26 protein-coding genes are annotated in these 25208 nt (G+C 62.3%); 14 read left to right on the top strand and 12 right to left on the bottom strand.

Annotation, left to right across the window (positions count from 1 at the left end):
* Window positions 1-24: 24 nt before the first annotated feature.
* The 4 genes from CO657_RS04565 (at window position 25) to CO657_RS04550 (ending at window position 3353) form a co-directional block, all read left to right on the top strand.
* Window positions 25-948 carry a sugar ABC transporter substrate-binding protein gene (locus CO657_RS04565; RefSeq protein ID WP_054181670.1) on the top strand — a complete coding sequence of 308 codons (924 nt, stop codon included), beginning with the start codon at window positions 25-27 and terminating at the stop codon, window positions 946-948.
* Between the two features lie 110 nt (window positions 949-1058).
* Window positions 1059-2063, top strand: a complete 1005-nt coding sequence (locus CO657_RS04560) for a Gfo/Idh/MocA family oxidoreductase (protein ID WP_054181669.1) — start codon at window positions 1059-1061, stop codon at window positions 2061-2063.
* Window positions 2060-3019: a sugar phosphate isomerase/epimerase family protein gene (locus CO657_RS04555; protein WP_054181668.1), complete on the top strand. Its 960-nt coding sequence runs from the start codon at window positions 2060-2062 to the stop codon at window positions 3017-3019. The genes CO657_RS04560 and CO657_RS04555 overlap by 4 nt, the downstream gene beginning before the upstream one ends.
* Window positions 3020-3068: 49 nt before the next feature.
* The gene (locus tag CO657_RS04550) at window positions 3069-3353 is read left to right on the top strand and encodes a MurR/RpiR family transcriptional regulator (RefSeq protein WP_054181667.1); all 285 of its coding nucleotides are present in this window, start codon (window positions 3069-3071) and stop codon (window positions 3351-3353) included.
* Between the two features lie 42 nt (window positions 3354-3395).
* Here the strand turns inward: CO657_RS04550 and CO657_RS04545 are convergent, their stop codons facing one another.
* Entirely contained in the window at window positions 3396-4031 is a 636-nt protein-coding gene (locus CO657_RS04545) for a LysE family translocator (protein WP_054181666.1), read from the bottom strand.
* A 130-nt stretch (window positions 4032-4161) separates the two neighbouring features.
* Here CO657_RS04545 and CO657_RS04540 point away from each other — a divergent pair, with 130 nt between their 5' ends.
* Complete coding sequence (locus CO657_RS04540; protein ID WP_054181665.1) at window positions 4162-4854, top strand: helix-turn-helix transcriptional regulator; 693 nt, start codon at window positions 4162-4164, stop codon at window positions 4852-4854.
* A gap of 317 nt (window positions 4855-5171) precedes the next feature.
* Here the strand turns inward: CO657_RS04540 and CO657_RS04535 are convergent, their stop codons facing one another.
* The 3 genes from CO657_RS04535 to CO657_RS04525 all read right to left on the bottom strand — a co-directional run bounded on the left by CO657_RS04535 (window position 5172) and on the right by CO657_RS04525 (window position 7511).
* Window positions 5172-6017: a metallophosphoesterase gene (locus CO657_RS04535; protein WP_054181664.1), complete on the bottom strand. Its 846-nt coding sequence runs from the start codon at window positions 6015-6017 to the stop codon at window positions 5172-5174.
* A 65-nt stretch (window positions 6018-6082) separates the two neighbouring features.
* Window positions 6083-6778 (bottom strand): HAD family hydrolase, encoded by a 696-nt coding sequence (locus tag CO657_RS04530; protein WP_425375991.1) that lies wholly within the window; start codon window positions 6776-6778, stop codon window positions 6083-6085.
* A gap of 130 nt (window positions 6779-6908) precedes the next feature.
* Window positions 6909-7511, bottom strand: a complete 603-nt coding sequence (locus CO657_RS04525) for a superoxide dismutase (protein WP_003569477.1) — start codon at window positions 7509-7511, stop codon at window positions 6909-6911.
* A gap of 212 nt (window positions 7512-7723) precedes the next feature.
* On the opposite strand from CO657_RS04525, the gene CO657_RS04520 reads away from it, so the two are divergent.
* The 3 genes from CO657_RS04520 to CO657_RS04510 all read left to right on the top strand — a co-directional run bounded on the left by CO657_RS04520 (window position 7724) and on the right by CO657_RS04510 (window position 9601).
* Window positions 7724-8050 (top strand): hypothetical protein, encoded by a 327-nt coding sequence (locus CO657_RS04520; RefSeq protein WP_054181933.1) that lies wholly within the window; start codon window positions 7724-7726, stop codon window positions 8048-8050.
* A gap of 108 nt (window positions 8051-8158) precedes the next feature.
* Entirely contained in the window at window positions 8159-8812 is a 654-nt protein-coding gene (locus CO657_RS04515) for a class I SAM-dependent methyltransferase (protein WP_003587794.1), read from the top strand.
* Window positions 8813-8869: 57 nt separating this feature from the next.
* A complete protein-coding gene (locus CO657_RS04510) occupies window positions 8870-9601 on the top strand; it encodes a sulfite exporter TauE/SafE family protein (RefSeq protein WP_003587795.1) in 732 nt (243 codons plus the stop codon).
* A 9-nt stretch (window positions 9602-9610) separates the two neighbouring features.
* Here CO657_RS04510 and CO657_RS04505 read toward each other — a convergent pair whose 3' ends face one another.
* Window positions 9611-9952, bottom strand: a complete 342-nt coding sequence (locus CO657_RS04505) for a nuclear transport factor 2 family protein (protein WP_054181663.1) — start codon at window positions 9950-9952, stop codon at window positions 9611-9613.
* A gap of 115 nt (window positions 9953-10067) precedes the next feature.
* Between CO657_RS04505 and CO657_RS04500 the strand changes: the two genes are divergently transcribed.
* Window positions 10068-11309, top strand: coding sequence for a multidrug efflux MFS transporter (locus CO657_RS04500; protein WP_054181662.1), 1242 nt, complete (start codon window positions 10068-10070; stop codon window positions 11307-11309).
* Here CO657_RS04500 and CO657_RS04495 read toward each other — a convergent pair.
* On the bottom strand, window positions 11306-11917 hold the full coding sequence (locus CO657_RS04495) for a TetR/AcrR family transcriptional regulator (protein WP_054181661.1): 612 nt from the start codon (window positions 11915-11917) through the stop codon (window positions 11306-11308). The two genes, CO657_RS04500 and CO657_RS04495, sit on opposite strands and share 4 nt — an antisense overlap.
* 113 nt (window positions 11918-12030) lie before the next feature.
* On the opposite strand from CO657_RS04495, the gene gstA reads away from it, so the two are divergent.
* On the top strand, window positions 12031-12714 hold the full coding sequence (gstA, locus tag CO657_RS04490; protein WP_054181932.1) for a glutathione transferase GstA: 684 nt from the start codon (window positions 12031-12033) through the stop codon (window positions 12712-12714).
* Between the two features lie 12 nt (window positions 12715-12726).
* Here gstA and nadE read toward each other — a convergent pair whose 3' ends face one another.
* From nadE to CO657_RS04465, 4 genes are all read right to left on the bottom strand, one after another.
* Window positions 12727-13560 carry an ammonia-dependent NAD(+) synthetase gene (nadE, locus tag CO657_RS04485; protein WP_054181660.1) on the bottom strand — a complete coding sequence of 278 codons (834 nt, stop codon included), beginning with the start codon at window positions 13558-13560 and terminating at the stop codon, window positions 12727-12729.
* 253 nt (window positions 13561-13813) lie between these two features.
* The gene (locus CO657_RS04475) at window positions 13814-15019 is read right to left on the bottom strand and encodes an adenylate/guanylate cyclase domain-containing protein (protein WP_054181659.1); all 1206 of its coding nucleotides are present in this window, start codon (window positions 15017-15019) and stop codon (window positions 13814-13816) included.
* Between the two features lie 21 nt (window positions 15020-15040).
* A complete protein-coding gene (locus CO657_RS04470; RefSeq protein ID WP_054181658.1) occupies window positions 15041-16651 on the bottom strand; it encodes an MDR family MFS transporter in 1611 nt (536 codons plus the stop codon).
* 74 nt (window positions 16652-16725) lie between these two features.
* Window positions 16726-17940, bottom strand: coding sequence for an HlyD family secretion protein (locus tag CO657_RS04465; RefSeq protein WP_054181657.1), 1215 nt, complete (start codon window positions 17938-17940; stop codon window positions 16726-16728).
* A 137-nt stretch (window positions 17941-18077) separates the two neighbouring features.
* Between CO657_RS04465 and CO657_RS04460 the strand changes: the two genes are divergently transcribed.
* On the top strand, window positions 18078-18980 hold the full coding sequence (locus CO657_RS04460) for a LysR family transcriptional regulator (RefSeq protein ID WP_054181656.1): 903 nt from the start codon (window positions 18078-18080) through the stop codon (window positions 18978-18980).
* Window positions 18981-19263: 283 nt separating this feature from the next.
* Here the strand turns inward: CO657_RS04460 and CO657_RS04455 are convergent, their stop codons facing one another.
* Window positions 19264-20151: a branched-chain amino acid aminotransferase gene (locus CO657_RS04455; protein ID WP_054181931.1), complete on the bottom strand. Its 888-nt coding sequence runs from the start codon at window positions 20149-20151 to the stop codon at window positions 19264-19266.
* Between the two features lie 250 nt (window positions 20152-20401).
* Here CO657_RS04455 and CO657_RS04450 point away from each other — a divergent pair, with 250 nt between their 5' ends.
* The gene (locus tag CO657_RS04450; protein ID WP_054181655.1) at window positions 20402-21445 is read left to right on the top strand and encodes a zinc-dependent alcohol dehydrogenase family protein; all 1044 of its coding nucleotides are present in this window, start codon (window positions 20402-20404) and stop codon (window positions 21443-21445) included.
* Between the two features lie 277 nt (window positions 21446-21722).
* Here the strand turns inward: CO657_RS04450 and CO657_RS04445 are convergent, their stop codons facing one another.
* The gene (locus tag CO657_RS04445; RefSeq protein WP_054181654.1) at window positions 21723-22541 is read right to left on the bottom strand and encodes a sugar phosphate isomerase/epimerase family protein; all 819 of its coding nucleotides are present in this window, start codon (window positions 22539-22541) and stop codon (window positions 21723-21725) included.
* Between the two features lie 342 nt (window positions 22542-22883).
* On the opposite strand from CO657_RS04445, the gene CO657_RS04440 reads away from it, so the two are divergent.
* Window positions 22884-23348: a cupin domain-containing protein gene (locus CO657_RS04440; RefSeq protein ID WP_054181653.1), complete on the top strand. Its 465-nt coding sequence runs from the start codon at window positions 22884-22886 to the stop codon at window positions 23346-23348.
* Between the two features lie 581 nt (window positions 23349-23929).
* On the top strand, window positions 23930-25204 hold the full coding sequence (locus CO657_RS04435) for a hemolysin family protein (protein ID WP_003587816.1): 1275 nt from the start codon (window positions 23930-23932) through the stop codon (window positions 25202-25204).
* Window positions 25205-25208: the final 4 nt, after the last annotated feature.

The raw sequence follows: 25208 nt of genomic DNA, 5'->3' as shown, positions 1-25208 counted from the left end.
CCTGAAACTCTATGGGAGGATCCTATGAAAGCCATTTCCAAACTCGCTCTCGCCTGCGCCATATCCCTTGCCGCCATCTCCACCGGCGCCGCATTCGCCGCCGACAAGTTCGTCGTCGGTTACGCCAACATGGCGGATACTGATGTCTTCGTCATGGCACGCAAGAACGCTTTCATCGCAGCGTCGAAATCCGATCCAGCAGTCGAAGTGAACTTCTCCGACGCGAACAACGACGTCAGCAAGCAGCTCGACCAGATCGACAACTTCATTGCGCAGAAGGTCAACGCGATCGTCGTCGTGCCGGTCGACTATCAAGGCATCGTACCGGGCGTCGAGAAGGCGAATCAGGCGGGCATCCCCGTCATCGCTCTCGGCATCCAATCGGCGGGCGGCAAGTACACGTTCGTCGGCTCGAAGAACATCGATGCCGGCCGCCTTCAGGGCGAGTACATGAAAGAACGCCTGCCGAAAGACGCCAAGATCCTCTACCTCGAAGGCACGCCGGGGCTCTCGCACACGCAGGAGCGCAAAAAGGGCTTCGCGGATGCGCTCGGCCGTTCCGACGTGACCACTCTCGCCAGCCTCTCAGCCAACTACGACCGCGCAGAAGGCATGAAGGTCACAGAAGACTGGATCCAGAGCTTTCCGAAGTTCGACGCAATCGTCGCAGCCAACGACCAGATGGCGCTGGGCGCGCTGGAAGCACTTCAGGGCGCTGACCGACTCAAGGGCGTGATGATCTCGGGTGTCGATGGCACGGCCGATGCTCTGAATGCGATCAAGGCCGGCACCATGTCCCAGACCATCTTCCAGGACGCTGCAGGCCAGGCGAAGGCCGCCTTCGAGGTCGTGGAAGGCCTGAAAGAGGGAGGGGATGCTCCGGCCGAAAAGCTGGTGCCGTTCGCTTCGATTACCAAGGACAACGTTGACCAATACGCAAAGAAGTAAGCCCTCCTAAGGGTGCGTGCCGGGATGGGGCTCCCGGCACGCGTTTCCCGCCAGGGGCAGTGCTTGCAAGCCGCAAATCGCTGGTTCTCCAAACGACAGGAATTATCGAAATGACAGTAAGGATCGCCGTCATCGGGGCGGGACTGATGGGAGCCGACCACGCGCGTATCGTGGCGGAAGATCTGCCTGGGGCGCACCTCCAGGTCGTCTGCGACATGGATGCAGACCGCGCCCGCAGAGTGGCAGACGCCTACAACGCCCATGATGTCGACTCTGATCCCGACCGGGTCGCCGCTCGTCCGGACGTGGATGCGGTTATTATCGCAAGCCCCGATTTCACCCACGCGCCCTTGTCGCTCTCCTGCATAAAATCCGGCAAACGGGCTCTCTGCGAAAAGCCGCTGTCGCAGTCCTCGCAAGAATGCGTGGAGATCATGCAGGCGGAAGAAGCCTCGGGATCGAAGTTCATCATGCTCGGCTTCATGCGCCGCTTCGACCAGTCCTATGTCGAAATGAAGCGGGCTCTGGAGCACGGTGCGATTGGCCGAGCCTTGATGATGCACAATTTTCATCGAAATGTCGCAACGCCCGCCTCAGACTTCACCGGAGCGATGGCGATCACCAATTCCGCCCCGCACGAGTTCGATGTCGTCCGCCACGTCCTCGACACCGAATACGTATCGATCTCCGCCTTCCAGCCGAAGCGTTCCGACTCGCTGGTCGCACCGGTCTATATGGTGCTCGAAACGGCGGACGAACAGCTGGTCAATATCGAGATCAACAACAACGCAGCCTACGGATACGACGTCCGCGCCGAACTGGTTGGGGAGAAGGCGACTATTGCCATGAACGCCGTCAACTACACTCGCGTCGACCGGGAACTCGGCCAGAGCACAAGCTACGACGCTGATTGGCGCGGGCGCTATGCCGAAGCCTATCGCCGTCAGAACCGCGCCTTCCTTCGTTTCGTTGAAACCGGAGTATTCCCGAACATCGCCTCGAGCAGTTGGGATGGATACTGCGCCGCAAAGGTCGCCGAGGCCGGCGTCAAAGCCTTGAACGACGGCCGCAAGACACCCGTGGAAATGATCGCAAAACCGGAGTTTTACGCATGAAACTGGGATTCGTATCAGACAGCCTCGGTGGGCTGCCCTTCGAGGCGATGCTCGATCACGCTCGAAGGCTGGGGGTCTCCGGCGTCGAGGTCAATACCTGCGGCTGGTCGACGGCGCCGCATTTCAATCTGTCGACGATCCTGCGGGACAAGAATGCGCAGAAATCATTCCTCAGAGCTTTCGCCGACCGCAAACTGGAAGTGATCAGTTTGAACGCCAACGGAAATCCGCTGCATCCGACCGATCCTGCCCAGAGGCAGGGTCTTGAGGATACAATCCGCGCAGCGGGCGAGCTGGGCATTAAGACCGTTTGCGCGATGTCAGGACTTCCAGCCGGGAATGCTACCGACACCATGCCGAATTGGGTGGTTTCCTCGTGGCCGCCGGAAACGCAGGCGATCCTTCGCTACCAGTGGGAGGAGAAGCTCCTCCCGTACTGGACCAAGATCGTGGCGCTCGCCAGGGATCACGGTGTGGAACGCATCGCGTTGGAACTGCACGGCAACCAGTGCGTCTATAATGTGCCTTCGCTGTTGAAGCTTCGCGAAGCCGTCGGCCCGGTCGTCGGTGCGAATCTGGATCCGTCACATCTCTTCTGGATGGGTGCCGATCCTCTTGTGGCCGCAGAAGCGCTCGGCGACGCCGTCTACCACGTGCATGCCAAGGACACCTTCCTCAACGGGCCGAAGCAGGCCGTCACCAGCCTTCTGGAGAACGGCAGCCTGATGGACATCCCGGCGCGCAGTTGGTCCTACATCACGCTGGGATTTGGCCATGGCGAAGAATGGTGGCGGCAGTTTTGCTACAGGCTGAAGATGGCCGGTTACGATGGCTGGCTCTCCATCGAGCATGAGGACGTGCTTCTGAACAGCCTAGAAGGGCTGGAAAAGTCCGTAGCGCTTTTGCAGGGCGTCATGCCGGTTGCAGCGAGCGATTTCAAGCCGCAGGCGATCTAGCCGAGCGCAGCGCGCTTGCTCGAAAGGTGTTCTTTCGAAAGTGATTGCAATGCTACAGGATCAGCCCTCTCCTCCGTCGACACTGCACGAATTGAAGTGCCTGATCGCCCGCCGACAGCTCATGTTCCCAATTGGTCTCGAAGACGTCGCAAGGGAGATCCTGGAAAAGCCGGAGATGACGGCCTTTGAAAGTGCTGCCGCGGTTGCGCGCAGGTGTCGCGTTTCTCCAACGACGGTCCACCGATTCGTACGGCACATCGGGTTCCAGACATTCAGCGAATTTCGCGCGATGATAAGAGAACATCTCCGCAGGACTGCCGCCAGTCACTGCTGAAGATGTCGCGATTTCTGCCGCCGCATCAGGGGGCTTGAAGGCTCAGGCGCTTTTCCAACCCTGCCAGAGGCTGAAGGCGGAGACCGCAACCAGGAGCAGCCCGGCGAAGCGACCGACAAGGGCCGTGACGTCGGGATTGGCGACAAGCAGGTCACGGCTGCGGCCGGCCGTCATCGCCAGCGTGCCGTAGATGGCGAACTGGGTGGCAACCGTCATGGCGCCCATGATCAGGCCCTGCATCCAGACCGGGCCGTATTCCGGTCGCAGGAACTGCGGATAGACGGCGAACATGAAGATATAGGCCTTCGGATTGACGAGACAGGTGACGGCGCCCTGGCGGAAGGCGCGCCAGCCGGAGCGCGCCGTGCCCGGCCCGACCGCCTCGACGGTGATCGAACTGCGGATCAGCGAAATGCCGATCCAGATCATGTAGGCGACGCCGGCAACGAGCAGAACGTTGAAAAGCTGCGGCAGCATGGTGACGAGCAGACCGACGCCGGCCGCGCCATAGGCCGAATGCACGGCGCCGCCGGCCATGATGCCGCCTGTCGCCGCCAGCCCCCGCCTGACGCCGCCGGTCAGCGAATTGGCGAGCACGAAGAGCATATCCATGCCCGGCACGATGATGATGCCGAAGAGAAGGGTGAAGAAGAGCCAGAGGTTTTCATGGTAGTTCATGTCAGTTACCGCCTTGCCGGTGCATGGGCCGTTTTGAAAGACCCTGATTGATTTCAATCCGATAGGCGGCTCTATACGCAAACCCAACTGACAGTGTATTGTCAGGAGCCTAAGGGATGGGAGAGGCAAAATGCGCAAGGCCTCGCGGCTTTTCGAGATCATTCAGATCCTGAGGCTCGCCAGAAAGCCGATGACGGCGGCTGTGATGGCCGAAACGCTCGAGGTGACCGTGCGGTCGATCTATCGCGACATCGCCGCCCTTCAGGCGATGCGGGTGCCGATTGAGGGCGGGCGCGGCATCGGCTACATCATGCGGCCGGGCTTCGACCTGCCGCCGCTGATGTTCTCGATCGAGGAGATGGAAGCGATCGTGCTGTCGCTGGCGCTGCTCGAACGCACGGCCGACGAGGAGCTGAAACAGGCCGCCCGCCGGGTCAACCGGAAGATATCAGGCGCCGTGCCGGCGCCGCTCCGCCAGGCGATGGATAGCAAGGCACTCTATGCCTGGGGCTCGATCGCGCAGCCGGCGGGCTTCGATCTCGCGATCGTGCGCCGGGCGATCCGCGACGAATGCAAACTCATGCTCGGCTACCGCGACGAAGTCGGCCGCGCCAGCGAGCGGACGATCCAACCGATCGCTCTGATCTATTATTCGCAGACCGCCAACATCGTCGCCTGGTGCGAGCTGCGCCAAGCCATCCGCAATTTCCGCAGCGACCGGGTGGAGCACTGCGCGGCACGCGACGCGTTCTTCAAGGGTGATGGCGACAGGTTGCGGGAATTGTGGACGAGCGGCTGGACGGAGAAGGCTGTGCCGGTGTAGCGGACGGGCGTTTATGCGAACAGGTTGGCAGAGTTTAGGCACGAGCGGGAGATCAGCGCCATGCGGCCCCGGGGAAGCGCTTTCGTGCCTGGCACATCTTCGACGTCGCCAAAGGACCGCCGACATCTGCCCCCTCGGCTCAAAGGCCGAGGATGACGGAGGGTGGGGTTGCGTTCCGCCAAACTCACCGTCGGCGAGTTGGGCGCTTCTTCGGAGAGGTACCCCGCAATCTCGGTCAATTTCTGTCATAGGGTCGGTAAAGGCCGAGCATGACATAAGCAGCAGTTGGCCAACTTTTATCGACAATCTCTCCCAGCCTAATAATCCAGCGTCCGGCTCTCCTCACGACCGAAGCCGCGGATTTCAATATAGTCGGGGTGGAGTTCGACGATGGCGAAGGCGTTTTCGCTCTCGGTGTCGACCACGCCCTTAAAATTGACGAAGTGGCAGGCGCCGACCTTGCCGTAATTGCCGGCGTGGTTATGGCCGTTCAAATAGGCGACGACGTTGTCGTGCGCGGCGAGCAGCGCGACAATGTGGTCGCAGTCCCACATATCGTGCTCGCCCGCGGGGTAGACCGGATAGTGATTCATGACAATCACCTTCTCGCCGGCCGCGGCAGCGCTTGCGATCTCATCGCCGAGCCAGGCGAACTGCTCGTCGCTCAGCGCGCCGTTCCACGGATGGGCGTTTCTTTCGCCCCTCGCCTGCAGGTCCGCCAGCATCTTTGCCGCAAGGGCGCGATGCGGATGGCCTTCGGGCGGCGCGAAGGTGCTGACCTCGTTGCCGTCGAGCACGACGAAGCGCCAGCCGTGGCGGCGGAAGCTGTAATAGGGCGACGGCATGCCGAGACGCGTAGAGATTTCGGAAAGATGGCCCGCGGAGACCGAGAAGTCGTGATTGCCGAGCAGGAAGAGCGCCTCGTGCCGCAGTCTCTTATAGACCGACAGGATGTCGTCGAAGCTTTTGAAGCTGCGGTCGATGACATCGCCAAGCGTCATGACGAAGCTCAATTCCTCGCCGTTGAAGACCTCGATCGCCTCGGCGAGTTTGGCGAGGCTGTTGGCGTAATAGCGGTCCATGGCCGCATGCGGAGCGATTGCCGCATATTGCGGGTCGGCGATGATGCCGAAGCGGAACAGGGGAAGAGCGGAAGAGGACATGGAGCGTGATTAGGAGCGGCCGGTGACAGGGATGTGACGATGTCCTAAACCATGATCGAACTGCGTCAACTGTCGAGATCTCCGAGTGTGCGGAGCCTATCGATCAAAACCGCCAGAACGTCGTGTAGATCTGGTGCGACATAGGCACATAGATTTTCAATGTCCGGCGTCGGCTGAACGAGGTCGGGCACCATTATGGTCATCAGACCGGCACGAGATGCCGAAAGCACACCGTCGTGGGAATCCTCGAGTGCAACACAACGGAGCGGGTTCACCCCTAACCGGCTTGTGGCTTTCAGATACGGCTCCGGATGAGGTTTCGCCGCGGCATAATCTCCGCGGGCAATGATATGCACAAAGCGATCCTTCAGATTCACCGCCAGCAGATGGCTAAGCACTGTGTCATGATCGGAGGAGGTGACGATGGCCCACGGAAGTTGGATTTCCTCCAGCCAGTCCAATATTTCAATGACCCCCGGCTTGAGGTGCAGCTCTGTTGCGACCATCGTCTGGAACCGATCCGAAGCTTGTTTCCACAAGTCCTCGATGGGAAATTCACCGCCAAGGTGCATGCCCAAAAGCGCTCTGGCCGACGTGCTGGGTAATCCAACCGTTTCCAGATAGACGGAGACCGGGATTTCAAACCCATTTTCCTTAGCGGCCATGATAACGGCGTCCCGATACAAAGCCTCGGTATCGAAAATTAGGCCGTCCATGTCGAACAGGACGGCTTCGGGCTTGAAGGGAAGCTGCTTCATCATTGATCTTTGGGCGCTCAGAACTTCAAGGTTTCGCGACGGGCGCATAAAACGAAACACCCGGCGTTTGGGCGCCGGGTGCTGAATTGAAGAGCAGAGACATCGCCGCCCATGGCGGTGAGTCTGGTGCTGCTTACTTCGTGGCTTCTTCGTAGCGCTCGAGGACGTAGTCCCAGTTGATCAGGCTATCGACGAAGGCCTCGAGATATTTCGGGCGGGCGTTGCGATAGTCGATGTAATAGGAGTGTTCCCAGACGTCGACGCCGAGGATCGGGGTGGCGCCGTGGACGAGCGGGTTTTCGCCGTTCGGGGTCTTGGAGATTTCGAGCTTGCCGTTCTTGACGGAAACCCAGGCCCAGCCGGAGCCGAACTGGGTGGCGCCGGCATTGGCGAAATCGGCCTTAAACTTGTCGTAGCCGCCGAGATCGGAGGCGAAAGCTGCTTCGAGCTTGCCCGGCAGCTTGTTGCCGCCGCCGCCCTTCTTCATCCACTTCCAGAAATGGATGTGGTTGTAGTGCTGGGCAGCGTTGTTGAAGAGGCCGGCATTGGTGCCGAAGGACTTCTTGACGACGTCTTCGAGCGACAGATCCGAAAGACCGGCTTCGGCGGCGAGCTTGTTGCCGTTGTCGACATAGGCCTTATGGTGCTTGTCGTGGTGAAACTCCAGCGTTTCCTTCGACATGAAGGGAGCAAGCGCTTCGTAATCATAGGGAAGTTCAGGCAATTCGAAAGCCATGTCAGATCTCCTCTTGGCAATAGATTGCGTCATCGGCAGGTGTGGCGGAACATAGGAGGGGAAAGGGGAGAGGCAACCAGCGAAATGTCAAAAAACGATCCGTCGAAGGAAAATTTGCCTCAGTTGCAGCGTTGGAATCGGTCGCGCAAATCGCCTGGGATGCCCGCCTCGAAAACCGCTTCCCCGGCGATTCACTGCAACGGAGACCCGATATGAACAGGAATATAATCCCGCTTCTGACCATTGCCGCGCTTATTAGTCTCGCGGGCGCAGCTCATGCCTCTTCGGACGATGCCTGGAAACAGCTGGCAGCCGATGTCGAGGCCAAGTGCAAGAAGGCGGCGGTCACGCTCGAAAGGCCTGCCGCCCGCGTCGATCCCTTCGGCACCAGCCATTACGGGCTGGCCTTGGTGACGGGCAAGCCGAAGGGCGCCAAGGGGCTGGTCGCCCAGATCTGCGTTTATGACAAGCAGAAGAAAACCGTGGAGATCGGCAGCGAACTGGATGCCAAACAGCTTGGCCTCGCGCCGCCAAGATAGGCTGCGTCGGCCCGTGCTGTCTCCGCCAATCTGTGCCTTCGGTCACATTTTGAGGGGAACCGGACGCTACCCTTAGGAGTTGAAGTCTGGGCGTTAGGGAGGTGCGGGATGTCAGAGCTTGGCAGCAGGCCGGAAGATCAGCAGAAAATCTATCAGCGCTGGGCGCCGGTTTATGACCGCGTCTATCGCGGCCTCCTCAGCGACGGCCACCGCAAGCTGGCAGCACTCGCCGCCGCGGCCGGCACCGATATTCTGGAAGTCGGCGTCGGCACCGGCCTGACGCTCAGGCACTATCCCAGCCGCTGCCGGGTGACCGGCATCGACATTTCCGAACATATGATCGCCCGGGCGCGCGAAAAGGTGCGCCGCGAGACGCTGCAGCATATCAGCGCGCTCGAGGTGATGGATGCGCATGCGCTGCGCTTTGCCGACCGGTCTTTCGATGCGGTTTGCCTGCCCTTCGTCATCACGCTGATTCCCGAGCCCGAGCGGGCGCTCGACGAATGCGCCCGGGTGCTGCGGCCGGGCGGCGAGATCATTCTGGCCAGCAAGCTCGGCGACGGCGCCGGCCTGCAGGGCGCGATCGAGGCGGCGGTGGCGCCGCTGGTGCGTCACATCGGCTGGTCGTCGGCCTTCCGCATCCACCGCATTCTCGCCTGGGCCGAGCGGCGCGGCGATTTTTCCGCTGCCGAGATCCTGCCGGTCTTTCCGAACGGCTTCTTCAAGATCGTCCGGCTGAAACAGCGCGGACTTTCCGCCTGAATTAAAAATTTTCCCGCATCGCGGATTCTGATGCTACCGTTCGTCTGAGGGGACCGCATGACATCGGATATCTTCTTCTTCATCGTGGTGGGCTTCTGTGCGCAGATCGTCGATGGCGCACTCGGCATGGCCTTCGGCGTGCTGTCGACGACCAGCCTTCTCGCCTTCGGGGTGCCGGCGGCCAATGCCAGCGCCATGACGCATGTGGCTGAGATGTTCACCACGGCAGCATCCGGCATTTCGCATGCCTATCACCGCAATGTCGATTGGCGTCTGGTGGCGCGGCTGGCACCAGCCGGCATGATCGGCGGCGCGATCGGCGCCTATCTGCTGGCCAATATCGACGGCAAGGTGATCGCGCCCTTCGTGTCGGCCTATCTGATCGCCATCGGCCTGTTGATTTTCTACAAGGCCTTTCGGCCGCCGGCCAAGCGCGAGGTTCGCGACTGGGCGGTGCCGCCCGTCGGCTTTTGCGGTGGCGTTCTCGATGCGATCGGCGGCGGCGGTTGGGGCCCCGTCGTCACCAGCACGCTGGTCGGCCGCGGCCACGACCTGAAGCGGGTGATCGGCTCGACCAATTTTACCGAATTTGCAGTGACGCTGACGATTTCGCTGACCTTCATCCTGACGCTCGGCTGGTCGGAGCTCAATTCGGCGATCGGCCTGATCATCGGCGGCGTCATCGCCGCTCCTTTCGGCGCCATCCTCGTCAAGCGGCTGCCGGTGCGGGCGCTGATGGTGGCGGTGTCGATGATCATCATCGTGACATCGGCAATACGGCTGCTCTAAAGGCCCGGACTACAGATTTCGGCCGAAATAGACCTCTACGGAGGCAATCTTCTCACCGCGGAAGCGCAGGCTCTCCATGTTGGCGAAGCTTCCGCCTTCCAGTTTTTCGGCGCGGTACCGCACGGCTGCCTCGTCGCCGTCGACCGCCAGGAATTCGATGTGGATGGCGCGGAAGAACGGCTGCTTCGGCCAGCAGCGCTCGAAATAGGCCGCCCGGTCGATATGGTCGTCACGCGGGCTGGAGAAGGTGAAATCCTCCGTCAGCATAGCGATGACTTTATCCTTGCGGTCTTCCAGATAGGCGGCGTAGAGATCGCGGACGGTCTGCTGCCTCGTGCGCATATCGTTCATGGCAATATCCTCCGATTAACCGATTGCATCATGCAATCAGTATATCTAGCACTTTTACCCGAGATGATCCAGTTTCGGCGCAATCGCGCCTTCATGATCGACGCCGAGGCAAGGAATGACCGATACGCAATTGGACGCGGCGAGCGTGAGCGCAGGCTCGATCTACTGGAAGCGCAATCTGGCGATCTCGCTGATCGGCTCCTTCACCACCATCGTGGCGATGACGCTGCTGCTGCCTTTCCTGCCGCTTTATGTCGAGGAGCTCGGCGTCAGCGATCATGCGGCAATCGTGCAATGGTCTGGTATCGCCTATGGCGCCACCTTTCTGGCTGCGGCTCTGGTCGCGCCGCTCTGGGGGCGGCTCGGCGATATTTACGGGCGCAAGCTGATGCTGGTGCGCGCGAGCCTCGGCATGACGCTGGCGATCTCGCTGATGGGCATGGCCGGCAATATCTGGCAGCTGGTGGCGCTGCGCCTCTTTGTCGGGCTTGCCGGCGGTTATTCCTCCGGCTCGATGGTGCTGGTGGCGACGCAGACGCCGAAAGACCGCTCGGCCTGGGCGCTCGGCCTTCTCTCCTCCGGCATCATGGCCGGCAATCTCGTCGGGCCGCTGATCGGGGGCGTGCTGCCGCCCATCATCGGCATCCGCGGCACCTTTCTTTCCGCCGGGGCGATGATCTTCTTCGCCTTTCTCGCCACGACCTTTTTGATCAAAGAGGAAAAATCGCCGGCCCGCAAACAGGCGGCCAAGGCAAGCGGCGGCTGGAAATCCATCGCCGACAAACGGCCTGTCATCGCCATGCTGGCGACCGGCATGCTGTTGATGTTCGCCAATATGTCGATCGAGCCGATCATCACCGTCTATGTCGCGCAGATCGTGCCGGCCGCCGATGCGGTGACGATGATCTCCGGCATCGTCATGTCGGCGGCCGCCCTCGGCAGCATTCTTTCGGCCTCATGGCTCGGCAAGCTTGCCGACAGGATCGGCCATTGGCCGGTGATTTCAGGCGCGCTCGCCGTCGCCGGGCTGCTGCTGATCCCGCAGGCCTTCGTCACCAGCGCCTGGCAGCTGATCATCCTGCGTTTCCTGATGGGCGCGGCCCTCGGCGGGCTGCTGCCTTGCATCGCCGCCGTCATCCGTCACAGCGTGCCGGACAGTGCGGCCGGCAGCATTCTCGGGTTTTCCATCTCCTCGCAATATGTCGGCCAGGTGGCCGGCCCGATCCTCGGCGGCTTCGTCGGCGGGCATATCGGCATGCGGGCGGTTTTCCTCGGCACCTCGGTGCTGCTTGTCGCCGGTGCTGCCTATGCCTGGCTGGTGAGGCCAACAGATAAGCAGACATCCCACCTGGATTAGCGCCGTCCGCAGATCAGCTCGACGCCCGAGCGGGCGATCGCTTCCAGCGTCTCGCGGCTGTCACCGGCGCGGGCGCGCACGGCAAGCGAATGCATGACGGCTGAGGCGAGCCTCGCCATCATCTGCGGATCGGCGCCCTCGGGAAGCTCGCCGCTTTCGACGGCAAGGCGCATGCGCTTTTCGATCTCGCCGTCGAAATCGTTGAGGCTGCGGCCGAGCACCTCGCGGACGCGCTCATGCTGGATCGCCTCGGCCGTTGCCGTGCCGATCAGGAAACAGCCGCGGGCGGCGGTTTCACCATGCAGATAGATCGAAAGCGCGCTCTCATAGACGCGGGCGAGATTGTCGCGCAGCTGAAGTGACGGATCGAGCGCCTCTGCCAGCGCATCCATGCCGTCCTGCCGATAGCCCTCCAGCGTATCGAGATAGAGATCCTCCTTGTCGCCGAAAGCCCCGTAAAGGCTCGGGCGGTTGAGGTTGGTCGCAGCACTCAGATTGTCGAGCGAGGCAGCCGCAAAGCCCCTGTCCCAGAAAACGTCGCGCGCCTTGCCGAGTGCCGCCTTGGCGTCGAAAGCCCGTGGGCGACCGCGTTTCTTCTCGTCCTTCATATTCTGTACCGGTTCGCATTAAATTCTTGACGAGGGTTATTTTATGCGAAACAGTACAGATGTTCAACGCCATTAACGGCGGCATCGCCCGCCTCATCAGAAGGAAGCCTGTCATGAAACTCTATATGCACGCCGCCGCATGCTCGCTTTCGCCGCATATCGTCTGCCGGGAGCTGGGGCTCGACATCGAACTCGTCCAGGTCGACAGGCAGACCCACAGAACAAGCGACGGCAAGGATTATCTCGCCATCAACGGCAACGGCTACGTGCCGGCATTGATGCTCGACGATGGCAAGGTGCTGACCGAGGGACCGGCGATCGTGCAGTTCCTTGCCGACAGTGTGCCGCAAGGATCGGCCATGCTGCCCGAGGTCGGCAACCTCAAGCGCAACGAGGTGCAATCCTATCTGAATTTCATCACCGCCGAGCTGCACAAGCCGATGGTGCTGTTGTTCAACCCGCTTTACTCAAGCGTGCACGAGCAAATCCGGGCGCTGATATCGAAGCGGCTCGCCTGGCTGGACGGTCGCCTCGCCGGTCCCTATCTCACCGGCGAGGCCTTCACGGTGGCGGATGCCTATCTCTTCGTCTGCCTGAACTGGTCGCCCTGGACCGGCATCGATCTTCAGCAATGGCCGGGCTTGCACGGCTTCATGGCCCGCGTGGCGGCACGCCCGAAGGTGCACGAAGCGCTGCAGGCCGAAGAGCTCGAGGCCTTCGACGCGGACGGCGTCTATTTCGCGCCGCAGGCCTATCTCGCCTCGGCAGGCCGGACCGGCTCGCCGGTGCGGCCGTAACGTCGACTGCCCTCAGAGGGCGTTGACGGCCACCGGCAAAGCGCGCTTGTGGGCGGTGGCGCGATAGGCGGCAAGGATGCGGCGGCGGGCGATCTCGCCGACAGGCTTGCCTTCGAGGAAATCGTCGATCTCGTCATAGCTGACGCCATAGGCCTCCTCGTCGGGGCGCAGCGGCCGCTGGTCCTCGAGATCGGCTGTGGGAACTTTGAAGACCAGCTCATCAGGGGCGCCGAGCCGCTTTGCCAACAGGCAGACGCGGCGCTTGTTGAGGCCGGCGAGTGGCAGAATATCGGCGGCGCCATCGCCGAATTTGGTGAAGAAGCCCATCACCGCCTCGGCGGCATGGTCAGTGCCGATGACAAGGCTGCCGAGCGCGCCGGCAAGGGCGAACTGGGCAATCATGCGCTGGCGGGCCTTGATGTTGCCGAGGATGAAATCCTGCCGGCCGGCATCGGCAAAGGCAAGACCGCCGTTCTGAGCGGCCGCCAGCATCGCATCCGCCGCCGCCTTGATGTTGACCACCATCGAGCGGTCGGCGCCGATTGTCGCGAGCGCCCGCTCGGCATCGGCCTCATCCGCCTGGACGCCATAGGGAAGGCGCACGGCAATGAACTCCGCCGCATGGCCGCTGTCGCGCAGCTCACGCACCGCCTTCTGGGCAATCAGCGCCGCCGTCAGCGAATCGACGCCGCCGCTGATGCCGAGGACATAGCCGCGCATGCCCGAGGCCACGAGATAATCCTTGAGGAATTCGGTTCGTCGCTCGATCTCACGCTCGGGATCGATCTCGGCGGCGACGCCCAGCTCACGGATGATCTCGCCTTGTTCATCGGACAGCACGGTCATGGGGTTCTTCCTCTGTTGTGGGATTCGCGGGCACTATGGCGGAAAGATATGGGAAGGGTAAGGTGTGTGGCACCCCCCTCTGCCCTGCCGGGCATCTCCCCCACAAGTGGGGAGATCGGATGGGCGCGACGGCTTCCCCAACCAACACCCCTGACATCAATCGTAGATTTTGGGCGAGGCATAACCTCCTGCCAATCTCCCCCCTTGTGGGGGAGATGCCCGGCAGGGCAGAGGGGGGTGCTACCGCGCGCACCTACCTTGCGATCGTAAACAGCTCCACCGGCTCGGCGAAACCTTTCAGCCGATGCGCCCCGACGGAGACGGCATCCCCTGCCCCGGCCTCTTCGCAGAACGGCGCCGACATCAGCACGGGCTCGCCCAATTCGCTGCAGGCGGTCTGGATGCGGCTGACCAGATTGACGTCGCCGCCGATCAGCGTGAAGTCGAGGCGGCGGCCGGAGCCGACATTGCCGTAGCTGACTTCGCCGTAATGCAGCGCGATTCCGGCCTTCACGCCGATGCCTTCATATTGGAAATGGTCGATCTCATCGAGGATGTCGCGGGCCGATGCCAGCGCGGCGCCGCAGGAATGGGCGGCATCGTAACCCGGGAAGAAGGCAAGCACGGCGTCACCCATGAATTTCAGCAGTTCGCCGCCTTCGCGGGTGATCGCCGGCACGATCCTGTCGAAATAGGCATTGAGCAGGCCAAGCACCGTGCTGCCGGGCAGCCGGTTCGACAGCTCGGTAAAGCCGCGCAGATCGCAGAGCAGCAGCGCCGCTTGCATCGATTCGATCTCGCCGCGGCGGATGCGGCCGGCCAGAATCCGGCTCGCCGTCAGCGGACCGATATAGGTGTCGAGCAGGCTGAGCTCGACCTGGCGAAGAATGCGCAGTTCGCTGGTGTTGCGCAGCGCCGGCAGGATGCGTTCGATCAGCTGCTGCTCGGAGGCGCTGAAGCCGCCTGGCCGCCTGGTGCCGAAGACGGCGGCGCTGACCGGGCCGTCGCCATTGCAGAGCGGCGCGATGACGAGCTGCATCAGGCCGCGATCGGCAAAGACATCGATGTGCTGCCAGCGGCCATGCACACTTTCGCCGGCGCCGACGACCAGCGGTTCGCGGGTGTCCATGACCTTGCGCAGCGGCGTATTGGCAATCGCAACCCGGGCACCGTGTTCGCGGTCGTGGATCTCGACCGGCTCGCCCGGCGCCCAGGCGATGGTGCGGCCGATGAACTCGGGATGCAGCGTCATCAGGTGCAGGGTCAGCCGGTCGACGGGCAGACCAAGCGCCTGAAGCCTGCGGCCGAGGCCGGAGACGAGGCCCGCTTCGTCGAGCGCGTGGCATTCGTCGCCCGAGAGCCATTCGATGATCGAGAGCAGCGCGCCGGCGCTGACGGCATTGCCGGCCGCCTTCGGCTGAAACCGGGCGGGATCGGGGGCATGGATCGCTGATGTCATGGCGTTCTCCTCCTTCAAACTCTAGTGAGCGCCGCCGCCGGAGAGCTGGCCGGGTTTGCTGAGCAGCAGGCTTGCCAGCAGGGCGACGACCAGGGCGACGCCGAGCAGGAAGAAGGTGTCGCTGAAGGCCATGATATTGGCCTGCTTGCGTATTTTGAGCGCAATGGCGACGACGGCCTTGTGGCCGGCGAGCGCCTGATCGCTGACGCCGTGGCTCATGAAATAGGCCGTGAGTCTCGCGACCCGATCACGCGTGGCTTCCTCGAAGACGGAGACCGAGTTGGTCAGGATGTTCGAGTGGAACTGTTCGCGCTTCGACAGGAAGGTCTGCAGCGAGGCAATGCCGACCGCGCCGCCGAGATTGCGCATCATGTTGAACAGCGACGACGCCGAACCGGCATTCTCCGGCTCGATGCCTGAGGTGGCGATCGCCGAAAGCGGCGTGAAGACCAGCGCCTGGCCGATGGCGCGCACGATGTTCGGCCAGAACAGCTGGTCGCTGGCATAATCGCCGGTCATATGCACGTTCATGAAGTTCGAGGCAGCAAAAAGGGCAAAGCCGACGACGATCAGCAGGCGGAGGTCGAAACGCTTCATGAGCCGCGGCACCAGCGGGATCAGCAGCAGCTGCGGGATGCCGGTCCACGCGAGCACCATGCCGATCTGCTCGGAATTATAACCCTGGATACGGGTGAGATAGATTGGCAGCACGAAGACCGAGCCGTAAAGCGCGATGCCGAGCAGGAAGTTGGCGACGATGCCGAAGCCGAAATTGCGGCGCACCAGCAGACGCAGGTTCAGGAGCGGATGGGCCGTCTTCAGCTCGATCACGATGAACAGGGTCAGCGAGACGGCGGCGATAACAGTGAGGCGCAAGATGAAATCGGAGCCGAACCAGTCTTCCTTGTTGCCCTCTTCCAGCACCGTCTGCAGGACTGCCAAGCCAATCGCCATGGTGACGATGCCGGGCCAGTCGCCCTTGGCGAGCAGCTTCAGGTTCATCGGCGCCCGGTCGAGCGAGGCAAAGAGCAAGCCGATCATCAGCGCGCCGGGCACCAGATTGACGTAGAAGATATATTCCCAGCCCCAGTTCTCGGTGAGGTAACCGCCGATGGTCGGGCCGATGGCTGGTGCGAAGGTGGCCGAAAGGGCAAAGAGCGCCAGCCCGATCGGCTGCCTCGCCTTGGGCAGCAGGGTGATGATGATGGTGAAGGCCATCGGGATCAGCACGCCGCCGGAAAAGCCCTGAATGGCGCGCAGGACGATCATCTGCTGCAGATTGGCCGCAAAGGCACAGGCGACGGAGAAGATCAAAAAGAGGATGGCGTTGACGAGCAGATAGTTACGCAGCGAGAAGACCCGCGTCAGCCAGCCGCTCAAGGGAATGACGACGATCTCGGCGATCAGATAGGAGGTCGAGATCCAACCGCCGTCATCGCTGCCGGCGCCGATGGCGCCCTGGATATCGGCCAGCGAGGCATTGACGATCTGGATGTTCAAGACCGCCATGAAGGCGCCGAGGGTGGAGCCGACGACGGCCATCCACATGCGGACCGGGCTGATGGCGGCGGGCGCCGTAGCGGCGGGGCGCGTGAGCGAATTGCTGTTTGCGGCGATCTGAAGAGTGGCCATGGCTGATCTCTTTCCGGTTCTCGCGGAAAACCTTTCATGACGAGGTTCGGACGAATTTGGAAACGGCGGAAGGGCTATCCGGCGTGCCGGGATAATCCTTCCTCGGCCAGAGAGGTCTCTGCAGCCTTGGTATCGATTTCGGGTTCGACCGACATGCCGGAGCGCAACAGTCCGCTCAACGCCTCGTCGTCGATGACGATCTTGACCGGGATGCGCTGGACGATCTTGGTGAAGTTGCCGGTGGCGTTGTCCGGCGGCAGCAGCGAGAATTCGAGGCCGCTCGCCGGCGAAACACTGTCGACATGGCCTTTGATCGCCATGTCGGGAAAGCTGTCGACCTTGATCTCGACCGGCTGGCCGGGGCGGACACGGGTCAGCTGCGTTTCCTTGAAATTGGCGACGACATAGACGGCATGCAGCGGCACGACGGCCATCAGCTGCGTGCCCGAGGTGACATACTGGCCGACGCGGATCGAACGGGCGCCGACCGTGCCGTCGACGGCGGCGACGATATCAGTATAGGACAGGTTGAGTTCGGCCTGCTGGGCGGCGGCTGCCGCCCGGTCGCGCTCGGCAATCGCCTGCTGGCGCTGCGTTTGAAAGACCGGCACCTTGTTCTCGGCCGCGACGAGGGCTGCCCGGTCGCGCTCGACCGCGGCGGCGGCCTGGTCGCGGGCCGACTGGCTCTGTTCGGCGCGCGATTGCGTGCCGGCGCCGCTGGTGATCAGCCGGGCCGAGCGGGCGGCGTCGGAAACGGCAAAATCGAGCGAGGCCTGCGAGGCATCGATCGTCGCCTTGGCCTGGCCGATCACCGACTGCTGCAAAGCGATCTGGGCGTCGATATTGGCGATCGCGGCATCGGCCGCCTTCACGGCGGCCCTCGCCTGCGACAATGCGGCCTGGAAGTCGCGGTCGTCGATGCGGGCAAGAACCTGGCCTGATTTGACCGGGTCGTTGTCATTGACCAGCACCTGTCTGATATAGCCGGCGACCTTCGGGGCGACGGTGGTGTAATCGGCCTTCACATAGGCATCGTCGGTGGATTCGATGAAGCGGCCGACCGTCCAGTAGCGGTAGCCGAAATCGCCTGATAAACCGACGCCGGCAAGCAGTGCTGCGGCGATGACCGCGCGCTTGACGATCTTGCGGCCGGTTTTCTTCGGCGCGGCCGCGGCTGGGGCTTCGACGACAGCCGCTTCGGCTACCGGGGCGCTTGGCGCTTCGGCCGCAGGCGCGCCATCGGCCTGCCGGGCCGTGTCGAATACATCCTTGCGGGGCAACTCAACCATTGTGTTTCTCCTTCAATGCCGGCCCCCGTTTCAGAGGCCCTGTTCGATTGAAGGGACAATGCGCCCTGCCGTTCATTGTGATAATCTGCTTAAATCGGGAAGGATCATCAACTCTCAGCGGATAATCCGAGGGCAATATGGATCGGCTGACAAGCCTCACAGTCTTTGGCCGCGTGGTGGAATGCGGCGGTTTTTCCGCCGCCGCGCGCCGGCTCAACATGTCGGTCACCATGGTCGGCAATCATGTGCAATCGCTGGAAGACCGGCTTGGTGTCAGGCTCCTCAACCGCACGACGCGCAAGGTCAGCCTGACGGAAACCGGCAAATATTATTATGAACGCTCCTCGCAGATCCTTGCCGAACTCGACGAGGCCGACCGGACCGCGGGCGCGCTCAGCACCACGCCCCGCGGCACGCTGAAAGTCTATACCAGCAGCGCCATCGTGCGGTTCCTGCTGCCTGTCGTCAGCGAATATATGGAGCTTTATCCGTCGATCGCGCTCGATTTCAGCATCGGCGAGCGGATGGTCGACATGATCGAGGACGGCTACGATCTGGTGATCCGCACCGTGCCGCCGCCGGATTCCTCGCTCGTCGCCCGCAAGCTGACGCCCTGGCGCCATGTGCTCGTCTGCTCGCCGGCCTATTTCGAAAGCCATTCGATGCCGCAAAGGCCGGCCGAGGTCGCCGATCACAATTGCCTGCAATATGCCTATTACCCCTATGGCGAGGAATGGCGCTTCGAGGATGGCGAAGGCCGGCCGGAAAGCGTCAAGATCGGCGGCAATGCCGTCTCCAACAGCGCCGAGATGCTGCGCTTCCTGACGCTGAATGGCCAGGGCATCTTCCTGGCGCCGAGCTTCGTGGTCTTCGACGATATCGCCGAAGGACGGCTGGTGAAGATCATGCCGGACTACCGGCCGATCGAATTCAACATCAACGCAGTCTATCCCAACCGCAGCCATCTGGCGACGAAGGTGCGGCTGTTCATCGACCTCCTGGCGGAGAGATTTGCGGAGCATCGGAAGTGGATGACGTGAGGCGTGAGGCGGCAGACCTCAGCGCGAGAGGCTGCCCCTCACCCTAGCCCTCTCCCCGTTCTGACGGGGAGAGGGGACGTGCCCTGCGAGACGTTGACGAGGGACGGGGAGGTTCACGGCTTGTCGCCTTCGCCCCGCAGGCGGGGAGAAGGTGCCGGCAGGCGGATGAGGGGCGGACCGGGCTCTGCTTCGCCGAACCGCCCGGCCCTACGCTTGCGCTTCGGGCGTTCGTCATTGCAATCGATTCACTGGATCGATTGCTCCCGCTCCGCGGGACCATTCCTCACTCCTCGCTCTCGCTTCTGCCGTGGGCCCAGTCCATGTAGAGGTCCAGCGCCTTGCGGGTGACCGGGCCTTCCTGGAGGTTGCGGTCGTCGAGGCGGATGACGCCGACGACTTTGGAGTAGTTGCCGGTCGTGAAGATTTCGTCGGCGGCGAGGAAATCCTCGACGGACAGCGTGGCTTCGACGACGTCGAAGCCGGCCTTGCGCAGGAGGTGCATGACGCGGGCGCGGGTGATGCCGGCGAGGAAGGTGCGGTTGGCGGCGGGCGTCATCACCACGCCGTCGCGCACCAGGAAGACGTTGGACGAGGCGGTCTCGACGACGTTGCCGTTGAGATCGCGCACCAGCGCATTGTCGAAGCCGCGGCTGCGCGCCTCAGTGATCATGCGGCCGCTGTTCGGATAGAGCGAGCCGGTCTTCGCCTCGGTCATCGCCGTCTCAGGCGACGGGCGGCGATAGGGCGAGACGGTGAGGCTGGTGCCGCCATGGCCGCCCATCGGCGCCTCGAACAGGCAGAGCGCGAAGCGGGTCGATTCCGCATCGACGGAGACGACGCTGCCGGGCGAACCATGTTCGCCCCAATACATCGGCTTGATGTAGATCGGCGTGGCGCCGTCGAATTTTTCAACGCCCTCCCAGGCGAGCGCGGCGATTTCCTCGGCCGATTTCACCGGCTTCAGCCCCATGGCAAGCGCCGAGCGGTTGATGCGCTGGCAATGCAGGTCGAGATCGGGGGCGATGCCGTCGAACCAGCGGGCGCCGTCGAAGACCGTGGAGCCCAGCCACATAGCATGCGAGGTCGGCCCGATCAGCGGCGGATTGCCCGGAAGCCATTCCCCGTCGACGTGAGTCCAGGTGGTTGAACGCGGTGATGTATCGACGGCCATATTGCCCTCCCCTCTCAAGTCGGGACAGCAAAAGCCGCCGCGGCAGGCGGGGTCAAGGACAAATCCGGGCGGCAAATGCGGAAGCAAGAAAATGTTGAGGGATGGCGCCGGGCCGCAATATTCGTGCGCGGCGGCCGTGGCGTAAGCGATGGGTGCATCAGCAAAAATGATCGAATGGACCGTTGGAACGGAGGCATGCCGCATGCGATCATAGGTGCAAATCGCCGGACAGCAGCAAGGGAAGACGCCGATGAAAGCCATGTATTATGAAGCCTTCGAACAGGCGCCCGAGATCCGCACCCTGCCCGATCCGACGCCTTCCGAGGACGGCGTCGTCATATCGGTCGGCGCCAGCGGGCTCTGCCGCAGCGATTGGCACGGCTGGATGGGACACGACCCCGATATCCGCCTGCCGCATGTGCCGGGACACGAGCTTGCCGGAAAGATCGTCGCCACCGGCCGCGGCGTGATGCGTTTCAAGGTGGGCGACCGGGTGACAGTGCCGTTCGTTTCCGGCTGTGGCCATTGCGGAGAGTGCCATTCCGGCAACCAACAGGTCTGCCCCAACCAGTTCCAGCCGGGTTTCACCCATTGGGGATCCTTCGCCGAATATGTGGCGATCGATTATGCCGACACCAATCTGGTGCACCTGCCTGATACGATCGACGATGCGACGGCGGCAAGCCTCGGCTGCCGCTTCGCCACCTCGTTTCGCGCCGTTGCCGACCAAGCCCGCACCGGGCCGGGCGAATGGATCGCCGTGCATGGCTGCGGCGGTGTCGGCCTGTCGGCGATCATGATCGCCACCGCGCTCGGCGCCAATGCGATCGGCATCGATATTTCCGAGGAGAAACTTGCCTTCGCCAGAGAGTGCGGAGCAGTGGCAACGGTCAATGCCTCCGGCGTCGCGGATGTGGCGGAGGCGGTGCGCGAGATCACTAAGGGCGGCGCGCATGTCTCGATCGACGCGCTCGGCCACCCCGCCACCTGCTTCAACTCGATCAAGAACCTGCGCCGGCGCGGCCGGCATGTGCAGGTGGGGCTGATGCTCGGCGAATATGCCACGCCGCAAATCCCGATGGCGCAGGTGATCGGCCACGAATTGGAGATCTACGGCAGCCACGGCATGCAGGCCTGGCGCTACGACGCCATGCTGTCGATGCTCGCCGCCGGCAAGATCGCCCCGCAGAAGCTGATCGGACGGCGAGTCAGCCTGGAGGAGGCCGTGCCGACGCTGATGGCGCTCGACAAGGCGGAGGCCACGGGGATCAGCGTGATTACGCGGTTTTCGTGAGGGAGTTTTGCTGTCTCGCCTGTGACAAGCGTGAGAGGGAACCAAGGCGCTGCCACGATTCCGCTTCTCCCCCGCGGGGAGAAGATGCCGGCAGGCAGATGAGGGGGTGAGCGGCACTGCCGCGAATGCGCTGAGCGCAAGCGAAGGGCAATAATGAATGATGTGCCGTGCGGCCCCCTCATCCGACCCTTCGGGCCACCGACCGGGGTCGAGCCACAGGTCTCGACCCGTCCTTCGGACCCCCTCTGGGGAGAAGAGAGAACGGCAGGCGCCAGCCTTATTCAGCCACGCCGATCGAGGCCAGGTACTGCGCCGAAGCCCGGATCTTCGACTTGTCCTTGATCTCGATGATCAGGCGGGGATTGCTTTCGAGCTTGGCAAGGGCGGCGAAGACGGCGTGCCAGTGGATCGAGCCCTCGCCGAGGCTCCAGTGGCGATCGGCATAGCCGTCGGCATCCTGCAGATGCACATGTTGCAGGCGGTTGCCGGCGGCCTTGACGTAATAATCCACCGGCGGCGCGCCGGTATAGCCATGGGCATAATGGGCGTGGCCGGTATCGATCGAGACCGCGACGGCGGGCGAATTGAAGCTGTCGGCAAGCGCCACGCGGATATGAGGGTCCTTGTCCTCGATGTTTTCGAACACCATGGTACAGCCGATATCCTCGGCGCGCCTGACGGCATCACTGAGCGTCAGATGCACACGCTCGACCAGATCCTCGCGGGCGCCGTCATTGTTGTCGAGGTTGTTGTAGGACCACGAAGTGTAAGGGCTGTGGACGACCATCTGCGTCGCGCCGACGGCGGCGCAGACATCGAGGCCCTGCAGCAGGCGCCTGGAGACGACGGCGCGGATATCGGGATCTTCCGAGGCGATGGTAAAACCCCAGAACGGGCCGTGAATGCCGAGACGGCCGGTGTGACCGTCGAGAAGCCTGCGGGCGCGTTCGGCGAGCGGCGCCCAGTCGCCGTTCAAGACCTCGGCATCGACGAAACTCTGCAGTTCGAGATCGCGGGACTTTTCGAACAGCCAGTCGCGATGAAGCTCGACGTCATCGAGCGTCATGGCGGCGCCGACGACGGGAAGAGAAGACATGGGTGTGCTCCATCGATGAACGCCGTGACGGCGTGGGGGATGGCCGGAACAGCCGCCGCGTTCTATGCGCCCCTTCTGTGTCGGCGGTATTACAGGCGCGGAACCTTTCGAAACGCCGCAGCCCTGTCATTTCCGCACGGCTGGCACAGCGCTGGCGGACCTTGCGAAATAGATCCGCCGCACCGATATCAGCCTCTCAGCTTCGTGAGGCATGTCCCATGCCCGAGCTATGTGGCGACGGTGCCCTCGGTAACAAGGCTGTTGTCAAAGGCGGTGCAAAGGTCTAACGGCTGCGCCCGCAAGAAAAAGCCCCGGGAGAAAAGCCCGAATAAAGAAAGGGACATGATGTCCAACTCATTTGTGACAATGCCTGCCGGCGAAGAGGCGAAGCGCTTTTTCGTCCTCGGCGACCGGATCGAGCGACAGGTCCGTATCCGCGGAACCTGGCTCAACATCTTCGACGTCACCGTACCATCAGGCAGCCGCACCCCGAAACACGCGCATGCGAGCCCGGAAGTGTTTCGCATCCTCAAGGGACGTTTGACGATCTGGCGGCTCACCGACAACGGCCCTGAGGAGATCGAGGCCGGCGCAGGCGACATAGTCACCATCCCGCCCTTCATGGTGCACGGCTATTCCAACCGCGGGATGGCCCCGGCTGTCTTTTCCGCGATCGTCGATCGCGACATGGCGGAATTCATCGAAGCGGAAGGCACGACCGAGCCGCTGAAAGCCCCCTCGCCTGAGACTATTGCCCGCATGACGGCGGCGGCCAATGCTTACGGGATCACCATTCTGGCGGCTTGATGGCGCGAGCGCGTGATGCCGGGTCCCTTCGGGCGGCTTTCGGCATCATGCGGAAACACCAACAAGATTTTTAAAACCTTCAATCAGAACGCCGCACTGCCGCCGTTTCAAAACTGTCACATCAATAGGCTATGAGGATTTTTGCTTAGCGCCTCTTGCGCCGGCACCGTTTCACCGCCAAAATTGCGACATGCCCGACAGCGACCCATCCAGTACAAGCTCCGCCCGTTCCAGCCGGGATCTTCCGGCCGAGGAAGCTGGCGACCACTGTAGACGGCGCGATGACCTCCGCCTCGCCTCGGGTAGATCCCGCAGAGAGCGGCCTTCTTCCAGATCATTGCGAATGACGCGCCGCCACATGGGCGGCTCCTGCCGAATCACTAATGTTTTTCGACCGCATTCCCGACCCTTCCGCCCGGGTCGGTCTTGCCGCCTCACGGAATTCTGAAGACCGATGAAAGCGACACTGATGTGATACGATGACGGAATGACGATGGGTGACGCTGATATAGCGTCGCTTCGAACCCCTCGCCGCGCCGCCTTGTCGATGCGGCATTGAAACCTCAACGAATAGGGTCCCTGTGTTTCTGGAAATCGGAATTGTGGCGTTTCTCACCATCGTCAATGGTGTGCTCGCCATGTCGGAGTTGGCTGTTGTGTCTTCTCGAACAGCCCGCCTAAAAGTTCTCTCCGACCATGGGAGCAAGGGGGCAGCTCAAGCCATTAAACTTGCCGAAAACCCCGGTCGTTTTCTCTCTACGGTTCAGATCGGCATTACGCTGGTCGGTGTTCTCTCGGGCGCTTTCTCAGGGGCCACCCTCGGCAGCCGCTTGACCGGATGGCTGGAGACACAGGGGATGTCATCGACGTTAGCCGACGCGATTGGCGTCGGTTCGGTCGTTGTGGCGATCACCTATCTTTCTTTGATTGTCGGCGAACTTGTTCCGAAGCAGATCGCATTGCGAGAACCCGAAGCCGTTGCGGCGAAGGTCGCACCGGCCATGGCGGTCCTTTCAAAAATCGCGCTGCCGCTCGTGTGGCTTCTGAACGCTTCCGGAAATCTTGTGCTGAAGCTCCTGGGCCAAGCCGGAAAAGGCGGCGACAACGTTTCTGACGAAGAGATCAAAACCGTTCTGGCCGAGGCGCAGTCGGCCGGCGTTATCGAAAGCGAAGAGTCCGCGATGATATCAGGCGTCATGCGCCTGGCGGACCGCACCGCCCGAGCGCTTATGACGCCCCGACGCGATGTCGAAATTATCGATATCGACGACAGCCTTGATGAAATTCGCACTCAATTGCACCGGACGAAACGGTCTCGGCTGCCCGTTCGCAAAGGCAGTTCGGACGAGGTGATCGGCATCCTTCCGGTCAAGGATTTTTACGACTCGATGTCGGAACACGGCAGTGCCGATATTAAGGCCCTGACGCAGGACGTCCCGGTGGTTTCAGACCTTTCGACCGCGATCAATGTGATTGAAGCCATCAGGAAATCGCCAGTCCACATGGTGCTGGTTTTTGACGAGTACGGCCATTTCGAGGGGATTGTTTCGTCAGGCGACATTTTGGAAGCGATCATGGGGGCTCTGCAGGAGGGACCTGTGGACGAGCAGGCCATCGCGCGCCGCGACGACGGTTCCTATCTGGTGTCCGGCTGGACGCCGATCGACGAATTCGCCGAGTTCCTGAATCTCAAGCTCGATGACGATCTCGAATATCAGACTGTGGCCGGCCTGGTGCTGGAAGAGCTGAAACATCTGCCCGAGTTGGGTGAGAGTTTCACGCGAGGCGGATGGCGCTTCGAAGTCATCGATCTCGACGGCAGGCGCGTCGACAAGATACTTGTGTCTGCGGAGTGAAGCT

This window comes from Rhizobium acidisoli (genome assembly GCF_002531755.2).
Classification (GTDB): domain Bacteria; phylum Pseudomonadota; class Alphaproteobacteria; order Rhizobiales; family Rhizobiaceae; genus Rhizobium; species Rhizobium acidisoli.
Note: the sequence above shows the minus strand (reverse complement) of the source record. Positions and strands in the feature narration are given on the sequence as shown.

What these genes read in the sequence shown, in the direction of transcription:
- CO657_RS04560 (WP_054181669.1), top strand. Translation starts at nt 1,059, where the DNA reads ATGACAGTAAGGATCGCCGTCATCGGGGCGGGACTGATGGGAGCCGAC.
- CO657_RS04550 (WP_054181667.1), top strand. Translation starts at nt 3,069, where the DNA reads ATGCTACAGGATCAGCCCTCTCCTCCGTCGACACTGCACGAATTGAAG.
- CO657_RS04445 (WP_054181654.1), bottom strand. Translation starts at nt 22,541, where the DNA reads ATGTCTTCTCTTCCCGTCGTCGGCGCCGCCATGACGCTCGATGACGTC.
- CO657_RS04460 (WP_054181656.1), top strand. Translation starts at nt 18,078, where the DNA reads ATGGATCGGCTGACAAGCCTCACAGTCTTTGGCCGCGTGGTGGAATGC.
- CO657_RS04540 (WP_054181665.1), top strand. Translation starts at nt 4,162, where the DNA reads ATGCGCAAGGCCTCGCGGCTTTTCGAGATCATTCAGATCCTGAGGCTC.
- CO657_RS04545 (WP_054181666.1), bottom strand. Translation starts at nt 4,031, where the DNA reads ATGAACTACCATGAAAACCTCTGGCTCTTCTTCACCCTTCTCTTCGGC.
- CO657_RS04465 (WP_054181657.1), bottom strand. Translation starts at nt 17,940, where the DNA reads ATGGTTGAGTTGCCCCGCAAGGATGTATTCGACACGGCCCGGCAGGCC.
- CO657_RS04510 (WP_003587795.1), top strand. Translation starts at nt 8,870, where the DNA reads ATGACATCGGATATCTTCTTCTTCATCGTGGTGGGCTTCTGTGCGCAG.
- CO657_RS04455 (WP_054181931.1), bottom strand. Translation starts at nt 20,151, where the DNA reads ATGGCCGTCGATACATCACCGCGTTCAACCACCTGGACTCACGTCGAC.
- CO657_RS04525 (WP_003569477.1), bottom strand. Translation starts at nt 7,511, where the DNA reads ATGGCTTTCGAATTGCCTGAACTTCCCTATGATTACGAAGCGCTTGCT.
- gstA (WP_054181932.1), top strand. Translation starts at nt 12,031, where the DNA reads ATGAAACTCTATATGCACGCCGCCGCATGCTCGCTTTCGCCGCATATC.
- CO657_RS04520 (WP_054181933.1), top strand. Translation starts at nt 7,724, where the DNA reads ATGAACAGGAATATAATCCCGCTTCTGACCATTGCCGCGCTTATTAGT.
- CO657_RS04535 (WP_054181664.1), bottom strand. Translation starts at nt 6,017, where the DNA reads ATGTCCTCTTCCGCTCTTCCCCTGTTCCGCTTCGGCATCATCGCCGAC.
- CO657_RS04450 (WP_054181655.1), top strand. Translation starts at nt 20,402, where the DNA reads ATGAAAGCCATGTATTATGAAGCCTTCGAACAGGCGCCCGAGATCCGC.
- CO657_RS04530 (WP_425375991.1), bottom strand. Translation starts at nt 6,778, where the DNA reads ATGATGAAGCAGCTTCCCTTCAAGCCCGAAGCCGTCCTGTTCGACATG.
- CO657_RS04500 (WP_054181662.1), top strand. Translation starts at nt 10,068, where the DNA reads ATGACCGATACGCAATTGGACGCGGCGAGCGTGAGCGCAGGCTCGATC.
- CO657_RS04470 (WP_054181658.1), bottom strand. Translation starts at nt 16,651, where the DNA reads ATGGCCACTCTTCAGATCGCCGCAAACAGCAATTCGCTCACGCGCCCC.
- CO657_RS04495 (WP_054181661.1), bottom strand. Translation starts at nt 11,917, where the DNA reads ATGAAGGACGAGAAGAAACGCGGTCGCCCACGGGCTTTCGACGCCAAG.
- CO657_RS04515 (WP_003587794.1), top strand. Translation starts at nt 8,159, where the DNA reads ATGTCAGAGCTTGGCAGCAGGCCGGAAGATCAGCAGAAAATCTATCAG.
- CO657_RS04505 (WP_054181663.1), bottom strand. Translation starts at nt 9,952, where the DNA reads ATGAACGATATGCGCACGAGGCAGCAGACCGTCCGCGATCTCTACGCC.
- CO657_RS04565 (WP_054181670.1), top strand. Translation starts at nt 25, where the DNA reads ATGAAAGCCATTTCCAAACTCGCTCTCGCCTGCGCCATATCCCTTGCC.
- nadE (WP_054181660.1), bottom strand. Translation starts at nt 13,560, where the DNA reads ATGACCGTGCTGTCCGATGAACAAGGCGAGATCATCCGTGAGCTGGGC.
- CO657_RS04555 (WP_054181668.1), top strand. Translation starts at nt 2,060, where the DNA reads ATGAAACTGGGATTCGTATCAGACAGCCTCGGTGGGCTGCCCTTCGAG.
- CO657_RS04475 (WP_054181659.1), bottom strand. Translation starts at nt 15,019, where the DNA reads ATGACATCAGCGATCCATGCCCCCGATCCCGCCCGGTTTCAGCCGAAG.
- CO657_RS04440 (WP_054181653.1), top strand. Translation starts at nt 22,884, where the DNA reads ATGATGTCCAACTCATTTGTGACAATGCCTGCCGGCGAAGAGGCGAAG.